The organism is Chitinophaga sp. YR573, assembly GCF_900110995.1.
GTDB lineage: Bacteria > Bacteroidota > Bacteroidia > Chitinophagales > Chitinophagaceae > Chitinophaga.
The window spans coordinates 576,072-593,899 of sequence record NZ_FOJF01000001.1; the positions used below are offsets into that span (position 1 = coordinate 576,072).

15 protein-coding genes and 1 tRNA gene are annotated in these 17,828 nt (G+C 41.3%); 12 read left to right on the forward strand and 4 right to left on the reverse strand.

Annotated elements, in window-relative coordinates; translation table 11 throughout:
- Positions 1–35 precede the first annotated feature (35 nt).
- Both BMW86_RS02515 and BMW86_RS32710 read right to left on the reverse strand, forming a co-directional pair.
- The gene (locus tag BMW86_RS02515; protein WP_089783529.1) at positions 36–2,282 is read right to left on the reverse strand and encodes a hypothetical protein; all 2,247 of its coding nucleotides are present in this window, start codon (positions 2,280–2,282) and stop codon (positions 36–38) included.
- 79 nt (positions 2,283–2,361) lie between these two features.
- Positions 2,362–2,484: transfer RNA gene (locus BMW86_RS32710), tRNA-OTHER, on the reverse strand.
- A gap of 67 nt (positions 2,485–2,551) precedes the next feature.
- On the opposite strand from BMW86_RS32710, the gene BMW86_RS02520 reads away from it, so the two are divergent.
- Positions 2,552–3,121, forward strand: a complete 570-nt coding sequence (locus BMW86_RS02520; protein ID WP_177189129.1) for a pentapeptide repeat-containing protein — start codon at positions 2,552–2,554, stop codon at positions 3,119–3,121.
- A gap of 10 nt (positions 3,122–3,131) precedes the next feature.
- Here BMW86_RS02520 and BMW86_RS02525 read toward each other — a convergent pair whose 3' ends face one another.
- Together BMW86_RS02525 and BMW86_RS02530 are read right to left on the reverse strand one after the other, a co-directional pair.
- Positions 3,132–3,932, reverse strand: a complete 801-nt coding sequence (locus tag BMW86_RS02525) for an FkbM family methyltransferase (RefSeq protein WP_089778655.1) — start codon at positions 3,930–3,932, stop codon at positions 3,132–3,134.
- 3 nt (positions 3,933–3,935) lie between these two features.
- Complete coding sequence (locus tag BMW86_RS02530; protein WP_255372830.1) at positions 3,936–4,841, reverse strand: hypothetical protein; 906 nt, start codon at positions 4,839–4,841, stop codon at positions 3,936–3,938.
- 284 nt (positions 4,842–5,125) lie between these two features.
- On the opposite strand from BMW86_RS02530, the gene BMW86_RS02535 reads away from it, so the two are divergent.
- The 11 genes from BMW86_RS02535 (at position 5,126) to BMW86_RS02585 (ending at position 17,820) form a co-directional block, all read left to right on the forward strand.
- Positions 5,126–6,343, forward strand: a complete 1,218-nt coding sequence (locus BMW86_RS02535; RefSeq protein WP_089778657.1) for an acyltransferase family protein — start codon at positions 5,126–5,128, stop codon at positions 6,341–6,343.
- 32 nt (positions 6,344–6,375) lie between these two features.
- Positions 6,376–7,146: a polysaccharide biosynthesis/export family protein gene (locus tag BMW86_RS02540; protein ID WP_089778659.1), complete on the forward strand. Its 771-nt coding sequence runs from the start codon at positions 6,376–6,378 to the stop codon at positions 7,144–7,146.
- A gap of 12 nt (positions 7,147–7,158) precedes the next feature.
- A complete protein-coding gene (locus tag BMW86_RS02545; protein WP_089778661.1) occupies positions 7,159–9,513 on the forward strand; it encodes a GumC family protein in 2,355 nt (784 codons plus the stop codon).
- Positions 9,506–10,849 carry a flippase gene (locus BMW86_RS02550; protein WP_089778664.1) on the forward strand — a complete coding sequence of 448 codons (1,344 nt, stop codon included), beginning with the start codon at positions 9,506–9,508 and terminating at the stop codon, positions 10,847–10,849. The genes BMW86_RS02545 and BMW86_RS02550 overlap by 8 nt, the downstream gene beginning before the upstream one ends.
- Complete coding sequence (locus tag BMW86_RS02555) at positions 10,846–11,544, forward strand: FkbM family methyltransferase (protein WP_089778666.1); 699 nt, start codon at positions 10,846–10,848, stop codon at positions 11,542–11,544. The genes BMW86_RS02550 and BMW86_RS02555 overlap by 4 nt, the downstream gene beginning before the upstream one ends.
- A complete protein-coding gene (locus BMW86_RS02560; protein ID WP_089778668.1) occupies positions 11,537–12,178 on the forward strand; it encodes a class I SAM-dependent methyltransferase in 642 nt (213 codons plus the stop codon). Before BMW86_RS02555 ends, BMW86_RS02560 begins: the two co-directional genes overlap by 8 nt.
- The gene (locus tag BMW86_RS02565; protein ID WP_089778670.1) at positions 12,178–13,086 is read left to right on the forward strand and encodes a hypothetical protein; all 909 of its coding nucleotides are present in this window, start codon (positions 12,178–12,180) and stop codon (positions 13,084–13,086) included. Before BMW86_RS02560 ends, BMW86_RS02565 begins: the two co-directional genes overlap by 1 nt.
- Positions 13,067–14,509, forward strand: coding sequence for a hypothetical protein (locus tag BMW86_RS02570; RefSeq protein WP_089778672.1), 1,443 nt, complete (start codon positions 13,067–13,069; stop codon positions 14,507–14,509). Before BMW86_RS02565 ends, BMW86_RS02570 begins: the two co-directional genes overlap by 20 nt.
- Positions 14,490–15,584 (forward strand): glycosyltransferase family 4 protein, encoded by a 1,095-nt coding sequence (locus tag BMW86_RS02575; RefSeq protein WP_177189130.1) that lies wholly within the window; start codon positions 14,490–14,492, stop codon positions 15,582–15,584. Before BMW86_RS02570 ends, BMW86_RS02575 begins: the two co-directional genes overlap by 20 nt.
- Positions 15,581–16,321 (forward strand): FkbM family methyltransferase, encoded by a 741-nt coding sequence (locus tag BMW86_RS02580; protein ID WP_089778676.1) that lies wholly within the window; start codon positions 15,581–15,583, stop codon positions 16,319–16,321. The genes BMW86_RS02575 and BMW86_RS02580 overlap by 4 nt, the downstream gene beginning before the upstream one ends.
- 95 nt (positions 16,322–16,416) lie before the next feature.
- Positions 16,417–17,820, forward strand: a complete 1,404-nt coding sequence (locus BMW86_RS02585; RefSeq protein WP_089778678.1) for an undecaprenyl-phosphate glucose phosphotransferase — start codon at positions 16,417–16,419, stop codon at positions 17,818–17,820.
- The last annotated feature ends 8 nt before the right edge of the window (positions 17,821–17,828 follow it).

The window sequence follows — 17,828 nt, forward strand, 5'->3', positions numbered from 1 at the left end:
TTTAAGCAGGAAAGCCACATTACTGTGGCTTTCTTTTAGTCTATTAATAATCCGGTTACTGCGGCAGTATTCCTTGCCCATTCGGCAGTATACATTTCATCTGCATCAGCAGTATCTGTTAATACCAGACCCTGTGCTTTCGCTTTGACCTGTAACAACTGTCCGATAGTTTGTTTACTGTTCAGACGTTGCAACATACCCTCCACTGTTTTTATATGCAGGTTTTTGGCCAACTGTCCGTCGAAAGGTATTTCCAGCCAGATGATTTCACGGGTAGCCAGTTCCAGTACGCCAAATACCAATCCTTTTGACAGGCCATTGACGATACGTACCTGGTGCTGTACACAGGAAGGATCATACGCTACTCCCGTCTTATTAGATACCTTCATTGGATACTTACTGTTCATCCATCCTACTGTCAGGTTCAGCGCAAGATCTCCGGCACTGTAGGCATTACAGGTGAATACTACATACTTAGCGTCCGCCTTTTGCAGGATGTCTAAATTCATGTCTATATATTCCGCAGTACCTATCTGTGAAGGTATTTCCCTGATATCACCGCTATGCCTACATCCGGTAGTATTTAAATTCCCGAAGTAACACATCTCTGCTGTAGTTTCATAAATGATCCTGCAGCTCAGGTCCATATCCAGGTGTTGTGCTTTTAATCCTGTTCCCCACTGCATAAACAAACGCACCGTATCTCCTTCTACCGGGAAACGTGTCCCCTGTAATGCCATAGGCATGTCCTGCACTGTTTCTGAACGGTCACCTATAGCCAATGGGATTTTAAACAATACAGGATCTATATACATAGATACATTTGTATTTTCTATAGCAGCAAAACGTTTAATCATCACCATTTCATACAGGTCCTTTACTGCCTTTACCATTACAGCCCGGTGCTCAGGACTGTATGCAGACAGTAACGGATTGGCAGGTATCGTTTTGCTGACACTTCCCAATGGTTTTACAACCCTGTCAGTTGCAGGATCGAAATAAATATCCGCATACATGCTTAATGTCAGGATCAGCCTTGCAGGCACCTTATCTATCACTTCTTTAAAAGCGGCTATCGTATCTACTTCACCAAACCACAGCATATTGGCAAACAATGAACGGGCAAATAAACCAGGACGCTGTTTTAACAGCTGAAATGTTTTCTCTGCATCCAGCCTTAAACGGTAATCGTTCACATCTCCCTGCCATACTGAATAAGTCTCATTATAGAAGTAATCCAGCAGCTCCTTCAGCTTAGTAAAACCAGGACGTTTACTATACTCTGCCAGACGTAGGGCGCGTATAAAGCGGACCCACATCGCACGTTTCGGATGCATGGATTCACACATCTGCTCAAGGCCCATGTCCATGTTATTCAGCCAGCGGGCTACCATTAAACATTGCTGACGGTCGTATTTCAGTTTCAGCAATGCTTTTGAGAAGATCCTCGCCACTACACTCATATCCTGTTCAGCATGTATATGCTGATGATTCTTTGACTTTCTTTTCAGGATAGTTTTAGGTTCAATCACCTGCAGGAAGCCCGTATGTTTGTACCACAGGTAACGTAATATGTCCGCGGGAGAAGTAAACAACACCTGTGCTTTAGCAGCCTGCTGCTGATCAATCAGTATATCAATTACCAGCATAGCGGTTTCCTTCATACCTACTGTTACGGCAGGAACGGGGAAGTTTTGCAGCAATATCTTCAAGCTATCTGTCTGAGAAGCATCCAGCGCTGTTTTAGAAGTTAACAGATCTTCCAGGAATGCCTGCGCATCCTTTATAGTCCAGAGGTCCAGTATCTTTAGTTTGCTACCCTGCCCTACATGTTCCAGCTCACCGAATACAAATGGTGTTCCACAGAAAGGACAACCGTTATAACGTTCCAGGGGGAACGTATTATCCGGGATAATATGCCCGCATGGTAAAGTAGTCGTTGTTTGCTTATATAAAGTAGTATCTGTTCCTTTAAATGCATTGGCAAATGCCGTCATGACATGATATCCATGAGATGCTGCTCCGGGCATATCCCAGTCTATTACCAGCGGTGTCCAGTTCTTATTCACACCTGTTACTTCGCGCAACGTCGCCAGCACTTCATCCTGCATGGCAGCTGAAGCTACATTTAATGCCTGCAAAAGCGCAGGTCCTGCACTATATCCCAGTTTTACCATGTTAGCTATTAATGCTGCAGTACTTGCAGACAATGGCTGGGTTTCCATCGTTTCTGCGATAAATATCGCCTGCTGCCGTAAACTAACTTTCAATAATCCGTTCATAATCATTTAATTTAATCAGGTAATTCGGATACTTTTTTCGTCAAAGAGTTTGAAGTAAGTACCAGTTGACCTTAATCAGTGAAGCAGGTTGGACTCGAACCAACGACCCCAGCATCCCTGGCATAGAAGTAAGTTTTAGTTGGCCTGAAGAGAAAATTCTAAAACTTTATTACCGTGCTCTAACCATCTGAGCTACTGCTTCTGACTATACAAAGATGCATACCATGTACGCACTCTTTCTGCGTAGTAAAAAAATATTATCTTTGAGCATGGAAATACTGCATCAGCACAAGCGATTTGAGAACATCAGTTATGAAGATAAAGTAGTGGAAGGCAGGGAGTTCTATGATTGCACTTTCTATAAATCTAACCTGAAAGGCTGTATTTTCCAGGAATGTATTTTTGAGAAATGTACTTTTGAGGATTGTGACCTCTCTCTTATTAATGTAAAACGAACCGCCCTTACCGGTATACAGGTAATTAATTCAAAGGCTATTGGTATTTTATGGTGCAATGCCAGTAATCCACTCTCCATTAGCTTTCATCACTCCCAGATAAGCTACTCCAACTTCTACGGTAAGAACCTGAAGAAAAGTCAGTTTGTTAAATGTGTGGCAGCGGACGTAGATTTCAGTGAATGTAATCTTAGTACTGCTAACTTTTCCGGTACTGATTTAAGAAATGCCCGGTTCTTCAATACGGATCTCACAGGCGCCAGTTTTGTTGACACAGAAAATTATTTTATAGATCCGAAGACCAATAAGATCAAGAATGCAAAATTCAATCTACCGGGGGCATTGTCTTTCCTGACTGCTCTTGATATTGTACTGGTAGATTGATAGAATGCTGTTAACGTTTCATGGCTACTATATTCTGAAATGCGAATATTTCAAAGTCCAGTATTTTATAAACCCCTAGTGGTAATAATCCATCTGGTAATAATCTATAGAAATCATATCCGGGCAGGATATCAATAATATCCTTGAAGAATGTTCTGGAAATCACATTCATCTCATTGAACTCTATCTGTATTACATTTACCAGTCCTCTTTTAATAGTATCCTTTGCTCCTTTTAATACATTCAGTTCATGCCCTTCTGTATCTATTTTCAGTAAAGCTATTTTATCTATTTTATTCTCTGTTACAAACTGGTCTAAGGATACCATGTCTATACTTATCTCTTCCACTTCACTGTTGCGTATATCTGAGATTACCTCTTTGTACATACTGGCATGTTCAGAGCCTCCATTACCTGCGTAGTCATAAATAACCGCAGTAGCAGACGCATCTCCTGCCCCACGCTTCACAGGTATGAAATGATGTGCAGAGGCTGCCTTTTCCAATTTTTTAAACGCAACAGGATGTGGTTCAAATGCAAAGATGGGCAATGTGATGTTGTTCTCCCGCAGCATAATAGCATAATTCCCCACGTTGGCCCCCACATCCAGGATTACCCCATCTTTAAAGAGATTATGTGCTTTCATATATTTGATGAAAGCCTTTTCCCCGCTTACATAATCATTTTCATAGTTGTGAATACCGATGCCTGTCATACTCAATTTATATAACAGCAGGTTTACACGATAGAGTGCCTTACGGGCAAACAGGAATACGTAGACCTTCTTTACAGTACTGGAGAGTGCATTCATATTTTATAATAATTCTGAGGTGTTAGAAGAAACATTATATACCGGCAGTCCTTTTATACATTCATAACGCGCGGGACCTGTCAGATGTGTGAGGTTACCTTTTTTATCCCTGCTTTCCCGGAAACGGGAAAGTACATATCCTTCTGCTGCGCTGAGGGCTTTTAAACTTCCCAGCCGGTCCTTTTTAACGAAGTAAGCATTATTGCCTATGGAATTGGAGCCAACGAAGGCATATCCTTTTTCATCCCCCAGCATACACAACGACTGTATAGAGGCGCCAAAATACAGGTTGCTGTGATGTGCCTGCTCCCTGACGAAATCCTTCTTATAAGGCACCGTAATAGCCCTTTCTGCCCCTAATACACTATTATATTCTATCACCACAATAACAGGCTGTACCACATCTATCGCTTTCCATATCCAGTAATCATTCCCATCTATATCTATAGATAACAATCCTATTTCCCCGCTGATCCCCTGAGAACTGATCAGTTCATTAATATTCTCAGCGGTGATAAAAGAGGTCACTACTTTTAATTCGTGCTGGTAATAGATGTCATCTGTCTTAATAAAGTCGGTGGCTTTTTTAGAACCGTCGATGATCAGTCCACACCAGTTATCATGCTTCAGCAGGAAACGGGTATTGGATTCTATATAATTCTCTACCCCGAATTCTATAAATGTCTTATCCTGTATATGTACTTTATTTATCAGATACTGGATGATGCCATCATCTCCTGCCTGTGAAAAAACTTTGAACTCAGCATCTGCCAGATTATTTATATGTGAGAGTTGTTTGTTTTGTCGTGCCAGTAATGTTCCCAGTAATAAGATATCCGTTTGTTGGGTTTTTCGCAGACTATACAGATAATGGTATAAGATATTGGTTAATTTCTTTATACTTTTCATCAAATTTTCACTTCGTTTTGAGGTTAAAAAATTTCTCCTCCCTTAAATACATAATAATATAATTATTGTTCATTTTTTAATTATTTATAACATATAAACTTCCGGATATCTCATCCAGACTGTGCAACAAGGCTTTTTTCCTTCAATTTTGTACAAATGACAATTTTGATTTAACTTGCCCTTGTCTGAGAATGTTATAATCAATTGAAACCTAAAATAACTCCATAATTTGTAGTGGCTAACCACCACTACAGGCTTTCCGTTGTTTATACGTACACCATTCCATGACACCGCTCTCATCAAGCCCAAAGTACTTTTTCAGCCTGGATGTTATACGTGCTATTGCGCCACTTATTGTTGTGCTGGCCCACTGGCAGTTTTTCTATTATACGAATGATTTTACCCTCGATTCCCCATTAGCAAAACTGCATTTGCCGCTGTATCCCTATCTCGCCATGTTATATGAGCTGTCACCTCTTGTGGTAGATCTCTTTTTCCTGTTATCCGGTTTTATTTTCTTCTGGTTTTACAGTGAAAAGATTGCCTCCAGGGAAACTTCATTCGGCAACTTCCTGTTATTCAGGTTTACCCGCCTGTATCCTGTTCACTTCATGACGTTGATGGTCCTTGTTGTTTTACAACCCATCATGTATTACATCAACGGGCATTATTTCATTGTTCATAACAACGATACCCCACATTTTCTCTTACACCTGTTTCTGATACAAACATGGGGATTTGAAAAAACACCTGCTTTAAACGGGTTTAACGGCCCTTCCTGGTCGGCCTCGGTAGAAGTGCTGCTATATCTGATATTCTTCCTTCTATGCTGGTTAAAACTGCATAAGAACATGCTGATTATTGTCGGCATAACACTGTCTGCACTGGTGGTGCAATATATGTATCCCATGATAGGACAAGGCATCTATTCATTTTTCCTGGGTGCCCTGGTATATCATATATACCACTGGGCCTCACAGAAAAGTTATCTGAAGATAATAACCAGAGTGATGATTGGCCTGACTATCCTGCTATGGATCTTCAGCATTTCTGAATATGCTTTTTCTTTTATGAGGAATGGAGCGATGATCTTATTACAAAAATTCTTTCCTGCAAATGAGGCAGCAACCAATACAAGATTGTTTGACATAATCAGGAATGTATTTATCCGTACCCTTATCAATCCGGGAACATTACTGATGATGGCCCTTGCAGAAACAACCTATGGAGGCCTGAATATAAAATGGATGATGACACTGGCAAATTCCAGTTTAGCCATGTACCTGCTCCATTTTCCATTAATGGTATTTTCCGTCATCGTGGTAGATTACTTTGGCATCAGCCGGAATATATTCCACTCACCATTTACCTTATTATCCTTCTATGCGGTATTAATCCCATCCAGTCTTATCATACACCATTATATAGAAGTACCTGTGCAGCAGATGCTACGGAAAAAAGGGAGCAAAAGAGCCCGGAAACCGGTGGCAGCAGCGGCCTGATATTAAACATTCAATTCCAATATATATTAAACATGATTCCTAAATTCCATCTTCTGTTATTCACCGCAAGCCTGTGCATATTAACAGGCTGCGTTAACACCAAAAAGCTAACGTACTTCAATGATATTGAAAAAGCGAATGGAAAAGCAATGGATAACAAGTTACTGTCGCTAAAGGTCCAGCCGGGTGATGTTCTCCAGATTACCATCACCACCATCGACAAAGACATCTCTATGATCCTGAACCCCGTCTCTGTAAGTGGTACATCGGCCGCTTCATCCAGTATGATAGACCAGGGTTACCTCGTAGACAGCACAGGATATGTGGGCCTCCCTATGGTCGGTAAAGTATATGTAAAAGGAAAAACAACGTCAGAGATCAATACGCTTGTTGCACTGGAACTGGACAAAACTATCCGCAACGCTTTCGTATCTACCCGTATCGCTAATTTCAGGGTATCTGTACTGGGAGATGTAGCCCGGCCTGGTTCTTTCAAAATACCCGCAGAAAGAGCTTCTATCCTGGATGCATTGAGTATGGCCGGTGATCTGAACAACACCGCTATCAGAGACGATATCATGATCATCAGGGAAACAGAGGGCGTTAAAGAATATGCCACCCTGGACCTGAACGACAGCAAAGCCCTGTCATCTCCTTATTACTATCTGAACAACAATGATGTTGTTTATGTAAAGCCCGGAAAGAAGAAGGCTTTTGCCAATTCCACCATTGTACCACTTTTACCGACAGTGATAAGTGCATTATCGCTTATCACTACCCTCATCATCGTTACCGTTAAATAGAGATGTAAGCATATGAATAAAAATACTGAGAGAAATACTAAAAGTACGATCATCGATATCAATGATCTTTTTAAGAAAATAGCCTTTCACTGGCCTTTATACTTAATTGTAATCGCGATTGCGGTGACTGGTGCCTTCTCATACCTCAGATATGCCAAACCAAGATATCTTTCCAGCGCTAAATTATATCTGAAAGATGATGAAAAGAAAGGTGGGGAAGAAATGGATATGCTCAAATCACTCTCCCTTTTTAACAACGGAAAGAACATTGAGAATGAAATGGAAGTACTGAAATCTCCTATCCTTGTGGGAAAAGTAATTCAGGATAATAATTTCAATATACGCTATTTCAGAAAAGGGACTGTAAGCAATGAAGAACTGTATGAACACAATCCGCTCAACATACACCTCCTCAGCGATAGTTCGCAAACCGGTAACTATACACTTGATGTGACACCCGAAAACGGATTGTTGAAAATAAAAAGTGTAGAAAACACATCTACCGTACCATTTACTATACATGCAGGAGAACCGTTTACCATACATAAAGACCGTTTCAGCATCTCTTACGATCCTGCTATTGCAGGACAGAATGTTGCATTCCGTATACGGATAGATTCTATTCCCCAACTGGCCTATCAGAAGATTGAAGATATAGGCACTGCACTGGTAAACAGGGATGCCACCGTAGTAGTGGTTACCTACGAAGACCGTGTACCTCAAAGAACTGCACACTTCCTCAATGCCTTACTGGATACCTACAATGAATATACGCTGGACGATAAAAACAGGGTTGCACTGAAAACAATCCGTTTCTTAACAGTACGTATAGATTCACTGAAAGATGAACTGGGTTTCCTGGAAAGACAGGAAGAAAGTTTTAAAGTAAAGAGAGGGATCACAGATATTGAAGGTAACTCCAAACTGGCACTGGAACAGGTAAAAGATGCAGATACCAAACTGAATGAAGCCAACATGCAGTTATCTGTATTTAACCAGATGGAAGATTATATCAATGCGCCGGGAACAGATCATCCGTTTGCTCCTGTACTGGGAAATGTAGACCAGTCGCTCACTGCCATGATCAACCGTTACGAAGAACTGTTAAACGAAAGGAAGAAATTATCGCTCTCCCTGCAGCCCGGTAGTATAATCGTACAGAACCTGGATGCACAGATTAACGATTCCAGGAACACCATCAAAAACTACCTGGCAGGATATAAACGTAATGCAAATGTGGCACAAACACAGATGCAGGATAAAGTGAACCAGATCCAGGCCAGGATCGCGAGCATCCCTTCCTATGAAAGGGATTACATCAATATCAAAAGACAACAGAGTGTAAAGGAAAATCTTTACCTGTACCTGCTGAAGAAGAAAGAAGAAGCCTCTGTTTCATACGCCAGTAATGTTACCGATAACAAAATCATTGCACCTGCTTTTGTACCCGACAAACCAGAGTCTCCAAAGAGAACACTGGTGTTTGTTGCCTTTATTATAGCAGGTCTTGTATTAGGTACGTTATATATCTACATCAAATACTTCCTGAATAACAAGGTGCTGAACAAGAACGAAATTGAACAGGCATTCGGCCTGCCCATCATGGCAGAAATATACCAGGAAGATGAAAAGAATAAAGAGATCTCCCTTCACAGCAGGTCTATTCTGCTGGAACAGATCTTCAACCTGCGTACTAATCTGCGCTTCTTATTAAGTGAGCATACATCCTCTACTACCATCCTCATCACGTCCAGTGTTTCGGGAGAAGGTAAAACCTTTATGACTGCACACCTTGGTAATTCACTGACCGTGAATAACAAGAAGGTTGTATTACTGGAACTGGATCTGCGTAAACCTAAATTATCACGACTGATGGGACAGGATAATCATACAGGTATTACCAACTTCATCGTGGAAAACAAAACCATCGATGAGATCATCAAACCTATACCTGGTTCAGAAAATCTGTTCCTGATTTCTTCCGGCCCCATTCCTCCCAACCCGGTAGAACTGATTGAAGGGAATAAGATGAAAGTACTGCTAACACAACTGAAAGAACGCTTTGATTATATCATCATAGATACAGCGCCTATAGGTATTGTATCTGATGCGAAGAGCCTGGCTCCCTTTATAGACTGTACCCTGTTTGTGGTCCGCTACAATTTCACACAGAAAACGAAACTGGTATCTGTTGCAGACAATGTAAAAGACGGTTTCTTCAAAAAGACAGGCGTCATCTTCAATGGTATTGAACAGGATTCTTTCTATCCATATTATTACTACGACCATTACACCTACACAGATAGCAGGAGAAAAGAAAAGATGTTTTTCTCATTCTTTAAAAAATTAAAACACAGGATTGCATAAAATATTTCAAACAAGCGGGTGGCTGCTGATAGATAAACTTGCGCGGCTTTTCTTCGGACTGATTACCATGGCGATGATAGCCAGGCATATTGGTCCGGAGGCCTTTGGCATATGGAACTTTGCCATTGCATTAACTACTATTGCAGGTGGACTGGCCATACTGGGCCTGGACAAACTGGTGGTGAAGGAACTGGTGTCTTTCCCGGACAAACAGGACACAATCCTCTCTACAGCTCTTGTTATGCGCATAGGCGCAGGTATTTTATCCTGCCTTATCTGCATCGCTGTCGTAGGCTTTACCAAAAGCTCCCTTTACCTGGTATGCACCGTTATTACCGGGTTCAATATTGTGTTACAGTCATTCGATGTATTCGATTGTCTCTATCAGGCCAATAACAAGGTACAGAAGGTGATCATTCCTAAAGTAGCTGTGTTTGTTCTTTTCTGCGCCATCAAACTGCTCTTCATTGTATTCAATGGTTCACTGCTCACGTTTGTATGGTTGTCTTTTATAGAACTGCTCATTACTTATATCATCATTCTCGTTTTTTATCTTAGTAAGAACCAGGTGAACTTCTTTGCTGCTTTCAGTAAAAAAGAAGCCAGCCGGTTGATAACCCACAGCTGGCCACTGATTTTCACAGGTGTTCTGGTATTGCTGTACATGAAATCTGATCAGTTATTGCTGGATATATTCGGCAACCCTGTACAACTGGGAGAATATGCTGCCGCCGCCAGGATATCCGAACTGTGGTATGCCATCCCAACTGTTATATCTACCGCATTATTACCCGGGTTGGTACAGAAAAAACAGGTAAACGTCCAGGCATACTGGGATACCATAGAGAAGTGGCTGCGTTTCTCCTTTTGGGCAAGTATCATCATAGCTACAAGCATGTCTTTTATGGCAGGGAAACTAACGACCATGCTGTATGGCGCAAAATATCCTCACTCAGGTACAATACTGCTTATTCATATATGGGCAAATATCCCCGTATTCCTCGCCATGGTCATCATGCAATACCAGATAGTGGAAGGAACATATAAAAGCAACCTGTATGCGACAGGAGCTGGTTTATTCGTCAACGTTATCATCAATATTTTATTAATACCCTCTATGGGAGGCGTAGGGGCTGCGATATCTACTGTAGCCTCTTACGTATCACTTTATATCACGGTTATATTGCTGGATAAAAGCGGCAGGATAGTCACCTTTACCCGTCAGATGCTGGACCCGTTTATGGCCCTGGCAGACCTGAAACAGGTATTGGGTTCATTTAAAATTTTCACAGGAAGTTTATCAACCTTAATCAGAGAAAAGCCGCTTACGAAATGACCAGTGTAAAAAAAATAGTAGCAGACATCGCTTCAAAACTAGTACCGCGGATACGGTACATGGTGCCTGCCTATAGCTCAGAAGGCGAAGACCTGATACTGAAAAGGATCTTCGATACGAAAACCAATGGCGTATATATCGATGTAGGTGCGCATCACCCCTTCCGGGTATCTAACACCTATCTCTTTTACAAGAAAAACTGGACAGGCATCAATATAGATCCCATGCCGGGATCTCAGGCCATGTTTAATAAATACAGGCCACTGGATATTAATCTTGAAATGGGTGTATCTGCTACAAAGCAGCATCTCACCTATTACATTTTTAATGAACCGGCTCTGAATACTTTTTCTACAGATAAAGTAGAAGAATATACGCAGGACCCACAGTACCGCATTATCAAAGAACAGAAAATAGAAACATGGCCACTGGCAGATATACTGGACCGTTACCTGCCTGCCGGTACAAACATCGACTTTCTGACCATTGATGCGGAAGGACTGGATATGGAAGTGCTACGGTCCAATAACTGGCAGAAATACCGGCCGGCTTATATACTGGTAGAGTCCAACCCCTTCCTGCTGGCGAATATGCAGAACACTGAAATAGGACAATATATGCAGGAAGCAGGATATGTCATTTTTGCCAAGACTTATTACACTTACATCTTTAAGAACATGAAAAGCCATGAGTAAATTATATGTACAATACGGATGTGGCCCTTACTCGGCCCCTAAAGGCTGGAAGAACTTTGATGCCTCTCCTACTCTGCGTATCCAGAAATTACCACTGATAGGTAATCTCGTACGCCACAGAATGCATGTCACCTTTCCCAAAGATGTATTACAGGGAGACATCCTGAAAGGATTACCAGGTGTTCCTGAAAACTCATGCGATGGTGTGTACTGTTCTCATGTGCTGGAACATTTGTCTTATGAAGACTGTCAGCTGGCTGTGAGCAATACCTTCCGCATCATGAAACCCGGTGGTTATTTCCGTTGTGTGGTACCAGACCTGGAAAGCGCTGCCAGGGAATATGTACAGGACCTCTCCAACCAGGACAGGGAAGCAAATACCAAATTCCTGGAAAAGACAATGCTGGGGAAAAAACAACGGCAACGCGGTATTAAAAGCCTGCTGTCTACTTCCCTCGGTAATCATGAACACCTCTATATGTGGGATACCTTATCTCTTACAAATATTCTGCAGGAAGCAGGCTTCAAAAAAGTAAGGACCTGTAAGTTTAATGACTGTCCTGATGAGATGTTCAGATTAGTAGAAGAATCTTCAAGGTTTGATAACGCAGTTGCACTGGAGGCTATTAAGTGATGAGATTACAGACACCCATATTATTCCTGGTATTTAACCGCCCTGATCAGGCATTGCTGGTCTTTGAAGAGATCCGCAAACAGCAGCCTGAAAGATTATTCATTGCAGCGGATGGCCCCAGGTCCCACAAACCCGGAGAGGCAGTCTTATGCAAAGAAACAAGGGAAGAAATATTAAAACGGATAGACTGGGACTGTGAAGTAAACACGTTGTTCCAGACACATAACCTGGGTTGCGGAAAGGCCGTAAGCAGTGCTGTCAATTGGTTCTTCAACAATGTGGAAGAAGGTATTATTCTGGAAGATGATTGCTTACCCGATCCCACTTTCTTTTCGTTTTGCACCAGCTTACTTGCGCATTACAGGACCAATGAAAAAGTCATGCACATCAGTGGTACTAATTACCAGATGGGCATCGAACGCGGAGATGGTTCCTATTACTTTTCCCATTACACACATATCTGGGGATGGGCCAGCTGGCGCAGGGCATGGAAGAAATATGATTTCTCCCTGGAGAGATATAAAGATGCATCCAAAGAAGGATTGAATACCCGGTTACGTGCTGACCTGGATGCTATTTATGGGAATGAAATTGATACCTGGGATATACAATGGTTTATGAGCGTATGGTTTAACAGGGGTTGGACTATCACCCCTAACACCAACCTTATCAGGAATATTGGTTATGGCAAACAGGCTACGCATACAAAATATGTACCTGCCTGGTTTAAGAGAATGCAATATGGAGATATGCCTGTAATCATACATCCTTCAGTTATTAAAATAGATGAAGACGCAGACCGATATGCTGCCAGTACACTGTTTAAAACAACTCACCTGCTAAGTAAAGTGAAAAAGCTGGTGAAGAGTGTATTGCCGCAGAAATTATATGAACTCATTGCCGGATAATATGGATAGCTCATACAGTATACTTTTTAGCAGTAGTCCATACGTGGAATTCTTCAGAGAAACAATGCCCTTGTTCTTTGCAGCCGTACTCTTATATCTTCACTACAAGAATAAGATTACTGCTCTTGAAACAATCATGTATGCTTTTGCCACGGAAGCATATACTATGTTAATGGTAGGTCCCACCTTTACAGCTACTTTTTTTGTGGGTGTATTTTTCATGGTGGACCAGGCACACCAGTTAGTGACAGGACGACTTCAAATCAGGCGCAAATACCTTTTGCTACTGGCATTACCACTGATATCGAATGTCGTGGTCTTCATGATTGTACAGTTTTATAAAGATCCGTTTTATTATCCTTTAGGTAAACAAGCTGCTTTTTATTTCAGGCCGGTATATTTTTACATAAAGACATACCTGCCCCTTTTTGCCCTTGCTTCCAAAATAGTACAGGAAAGAGAACAGCTCTCTTTTACACTCTTTTCTGATACAATGAAAAAGATTGCAGGGATCTCTTTCGTGATTGCGTCTATACAAATCGTTTGTCAGTATATATTCAGAAGCGTGACGCTGGGAGAAATGCTTGGGTTACAGAGCAGGTACATGCTGGAACAGGAAAGTTCCTTCGTTACACTGCGTGTGCAGGCCCTCTTTGCAGAGCCAAAAGTATTCAGTGCATTCCTTTCACTATGTATTCCGCTGTTTGTAAAAGACAGGCAGTACAGGATGACCATTATCACTATCATATTTGGTTTGCTCACTGCCTCACAAACATTCTGGATCAATATGCTGGCAGCACTATTAACATTCTGGGCCGTAGGTGGATTTCCTTCTGTACGTGTGAAAATATTCGGAACACTGGGCATCATCGTATGCCTGTTTATGGTAGTAAATACCTCTAAAAATTATTTCATCAAACTATATGCACAAAATCAGCACAATGCCATATACCAGTTAGTCTTTAAAAGATCCGTATACCGCTATGATAATGAAATATGGCAGAAAGACAACGTGATAATGGGTATGCCCCTGCAAAGGGATATGGAACTGCCCGTAGTGGATTTTCTGAGAGACCAGCCCTACCTGTTGGTCTCAGGATATGGGGCCGGCAACAGTACATTTATTCCTTCACAGTATTTTTTTGGACAAATGAATTACGAAAATCGTGTAAATGGTATCGGTGGACATAATCTCAATATGAGATGGTTTTATATCCTGGTAGAATTCGGGATGTTTTCCCTGTTCTGCTTCTTTTTCATCCTTACCCAAACCAAACCTGACATTACAAGATTCCAGAGCAGCTACCTGGCCTTTATATGGGTTTGTTTCTTTTTTAGCCAGATAGATCTTTTCCTGATTATTACAGCATTGCTGAGTGTATATGAAACCAAAGAGGACAGTTATGCAAATATTCCTGGATAACATAGTATTCACCATTCAGAAAGCAGGCGGTGTATCCGTTTACTGGTATGAATTATTGCAGGGTATCTGCAATACGGGAATACCTGTGAGTTTCCTGAATGCCGGACTTACATCCGATAATATTTTCGAGAAAAGTATACACTACGAGAATCATAACTGTATCCGTGAAAGCTGGATCCCTCATCAGTATCTGCGCTATCTGCCTATGCGGTATACATTACCACATGCATCTGTTTTTCATGGCGGATACCTGCGTGTATCTCCACAGAAGAATATCGTCAATATACTGACAGTGCATGATTTTGCACATGAAAGGAAACTAGCTACACGCTTTCCACGCGGACTTGCAAACAAACAACAAAAAGCCTATGGTATTAAAAAAGCAGATGGCATCATCTGTATCTCAGACAGTACAAAGAAAGAATTACTGCACTTTTATCCGGATACAGATCCTGATAAATTAAGGGTGGTACATCATGGTATTGCAGATACTTTTTACCCCGTGGATAAAAATACACAGGCGCTTCCTTTTGATATTACCACACCCTATATTCTGTATATAGGCGGACGCAGTCACTATAAGAATTTTGCTATTGCACTGGATGTGATGACACAATTACCATCGCATTACCAACTGGTAGTAACAGGAGGAGAACAATGGGGCCCCAAAGAATTAAGCAACATTCAGACAAAGATCCCGGGACGTTATCATATCCTTCAATCAGTGAGCCCATCATCATTGAACCTGTTGTACAATTATGCATGGTGCCTGCTCTACCCTTCTGCCTATGAAGGTTTTGGATTTCCACCAGGAGAAGCCATGAAAGCCGGCTGCCCGGTAGTAGCCACCAATGCAACGGCCGTGCCTGAGGTAGTAGGACAGGCAGGATTACTCACAGATGTAATTACAGCGGATGCTTTTACAGAGAAAATTCTACAACTGGAAAACGGGAATTACAGGCAACAGATAATTTGTGCCGGACTTATACAGGCGCAATTATTTACCTGGGAGAAGAGTGTACGGGAGACGATTCATTTTTACAAGGATTGCTGGAACAATAAATTTTTATCATGAACCTTATCTTCAAAGTAGCGGATGCCGCCAGAGTTTTTTTACAATCCGGCAGGGGACTTACTTCTTTTTTAAAAAAGGGCATTTCTATTGCCTCCACGCAGTTATTACATAACTGCAAACATTATATCCCCGAGATAAATACGATCCTGGACGTAGGCGCAAACCAGGGACAATTTGCTTTATCTGCCCGGTATTTTTATCCGCAGGCTGATATACATTCCTTTGAACCGGTGCCGGCCGTATACAGTATCCTGCGACATAATACACGAAAGGCAACCACCATCAACACCTACAATTTTGCGCTGGGAAGTACCAGCGGTTCACTGGAGTTTTTCAGTAATAATTATTCGCATGCCAGTTCTGCATTACCCGTATCATCCCTGCAGCAACAGATGATGCCGCAAACCTCCTCTGTGAATAAAATAAAAGTACCGGTGAAACGGATGGATGATCTGCTCATCAATATCCCTTTTATGTCTCCGGTATTATTAAAACTGGATGTACAGGGATTTGAAAAAGAAGTATTGAAAGGAGCGATGAACAGCCTTGTTAAAATTGATTACCTGCTTTTTGAAACCTCTTTTGTACAGATGTACGATGGAGAACCCCTGTTTGATGAGATGCATAATTTTGTGAAAGAACTTGGATTTGAATTTATAGCCCCCGTAGGATTTTTACAAACAAACGAATTACAGATATTACAAATGGACTTGTTGTACAAGCGAAAGAATAACTAATCATCCCTTTAGATCAGCAACATTTTCATCTTCATAGCCTTACCAATTAATTGTTAGAGTTATCTATTGATATCTTTTGTAAAGCTATTGCCATTATGAAACAGCAGATTAATAACCACCTGTCATTAAGGAAAATTCTCGATTATGTAGTGCTGACAACTGCATTTGTTTTAACCAGGCATTACATCGCAGGTAAGGGCGATATATTATTTTCGCAACTCAACCTGCTATTATTATTGTTCAGCGCGTTTTTATGGACGATAACGGGAAGTTCATTGCGTTTGTACGACAGCTACGATAAAGGAGGATCTTTTGCCTTCGAGTTCGTAGCTATCCTCAAAACAGTATTACTGCATGTATGTGTATTTACTTTTCTATTCTTCTATTTTATTAAATTTTACCCATATCCCCGAACCTTTACCCTCTTGTATGGCAGCTATCTGTTTGCGGGAATTCTTACATCAAAATATCTTGTAAAAAAACTGTTGCTTCGTTTACAACCTCATCATCATGATCCTAAAAATGTACTGATCATAGGGACAGGAGAAACAGGCATGAACTTTTATCATACCATCCATAACAACAATCAGTACGGATATAATTGTGTGGGCTTTGTAGATGACCAGACCAATAGCGTGATTAATGGCCAGTACCTGGGTAAGCTCTCTGAACTTACAAGTATACTGGAAACAAATGAGATAGATGATGTGGTGGTAGCTTTACCTGAAAGGTCGAAAGAACAAACACAGAAGGTCATTGACGTAAGTGAAAGGGCTGCTAAAAGGGTAAGGATTATTGCAGACTGTCATCAGTATTGCACACCTACTGTAAGTATGAATGTGTATGGCAATGTACCACTGGTAAATATACGTGCATGTCCGTTAGATGATACCGGTAATCAACGTATTAAACGTATGCTGGACATCTGCTTTTCACTGTTTATGTTTATTGTGTTTGGCTGGTTGTTTTTACTGATTGCAGCTGTTATCAAACTAACCTCTAAAGGTCCGGTATTATTTAAACAGGAAAGATGGGGACTGAAAAACAGGAAGATCACCTGTTATAAGTTCCGTTCTATGATAGTGCAGACAAGTGAAGTAGATAGTAACGGGCAATTTTTACAGGCAACAAAGAATGACAGTCGTGTTACACCTATTGGCCGTTTCCTGCGCAAAACAAACCTGGATGAATTACCTCAGTTCATCAATGTATTAAGAGGAGAAATGTCTTTTGTAGGACCAAGACCTCATGCTACTCCTTTACACTTTGAATCCAGGGAAACAGTGGACCATTATATGCTGCGGCAGATGGTGAAACCCGGTATTACAGGATGGGCACAGGTGAATGGCTGCCGGGGAGAAACCCGTCAGAACGGACAGATGAAAAAACGTGTGGACATGGACATCTGGTACATTGAGAACTACAGTTTCTGGTTAGACTGCCAGATCATTTTCCAGACAATGATGAACATGATTAAAGGAGATAAAAACGCTTACTGATAAAAGAA

What these genes read in the sequence shown, in the direction of transcription:
- BMW86_RS02515 (WP_089783529.1), bottom strand. Translation starts at nt 2,282, where the DNA reads ATGAACGGATTATTGAAAGTTAGTTTACGGCAGCAGGCGATATTTATC.
- BMW86_RS02520 (WP_177189129.1), top strand. Translation starts at nt 2,552, where the DNA reads ATGGAAATACTGCATCAGCACAAGCGATTTGAGAACATCAGTTATGAA.
- BMW86_RS02525 (WP_089778655.1), bottom strand. Translation starts at nt 3,932, where the DNA reads ATGAATGCACTCTCCAGTACTGTAAAGAAGGTCTACGTATTCCTGTTT.
- BMW86_RS02530 (WP_255372830.1), bottom strand. Translation starts at nt 4,841, where the DNA reads ATGAAAAGTATAAAGAAATTAACCAATATCTTATACCATTATCTGTAT.
- BMW86_RS02535 (WP_089778657.1), top strand. Translation starts at nt 5,126, where the DNA reads ATGACACCGCTCTCATCAAGCCCAAAGTACTTTTTCAGCCTGGATGTT.
- BMW86_RS02540 (WP_089778659.1), top strand. Translation starts at nt 6,376, where the DNA reads ATGATTCCTAAATTCCATCTTCTGTTATTCACCGCAAGCCTGTGCATA.
- BMW86_RS02545 (WP_089778661.1), top strand. Translation starts at nt 7,159, where the DNA reads ATGAATAAAAATACTGAGAGAAATACTAAAAGTACGATCATCGATATC.
- BMW86_RS02555 (WP_089778666.1), top strand. Translation starts at nt 10,846, where the DNA reads ATGACCAGTGTAAAAAAAATAGTAGCAGACATCGCTTCAAAACTAGTA.
- BMW86_RS02560 (WP_089778668.1), top strand. Translation starts at nt 11,537, where the DNA reads ATGAGTAAATTATATGTACAATACGGATGTGGCCCTTACTCGGCCCCT.
- BMW86_RS02565 (WP_089778670.1), top strand. Translation starts at nt 12,178, where the DNA reads ATGAGATTACAGACACCCATATTATTCCTGGTATTTAACCGCCCTGAT.
- BMW86_RS02570 (WP_089778672.1), top strand. Translation starts at nt 13,067, where the DNA reads ATGAACTCATTGCCGGATAATATGGATAGCTCATACAGTATACTTTTT.
- BMW86_RS02575 (WP_177189130.1), top strand. Translation starts at nt 14,490, where the DNA reads ATGCAAATATTCCTGGATAACATAGTATTCACCATTCAGAAAGCAGGC.
- BMW86_RS02580 (WP_089778676.1), top strand. Translation starts at nt 15,581, where the DNA reads ATGAACCTTATCTTCAAAGTAGCGGATGCCGCCAGAGTTTTTTTACAA.
- BMW86_RS02585 (WP_089778678.1), top strand. Translation starts at nt 16,417, where the DNA reads ATGAAACAGCAGATTAATAACCACCTGTCATTAAGGAAAATTCTCGAT.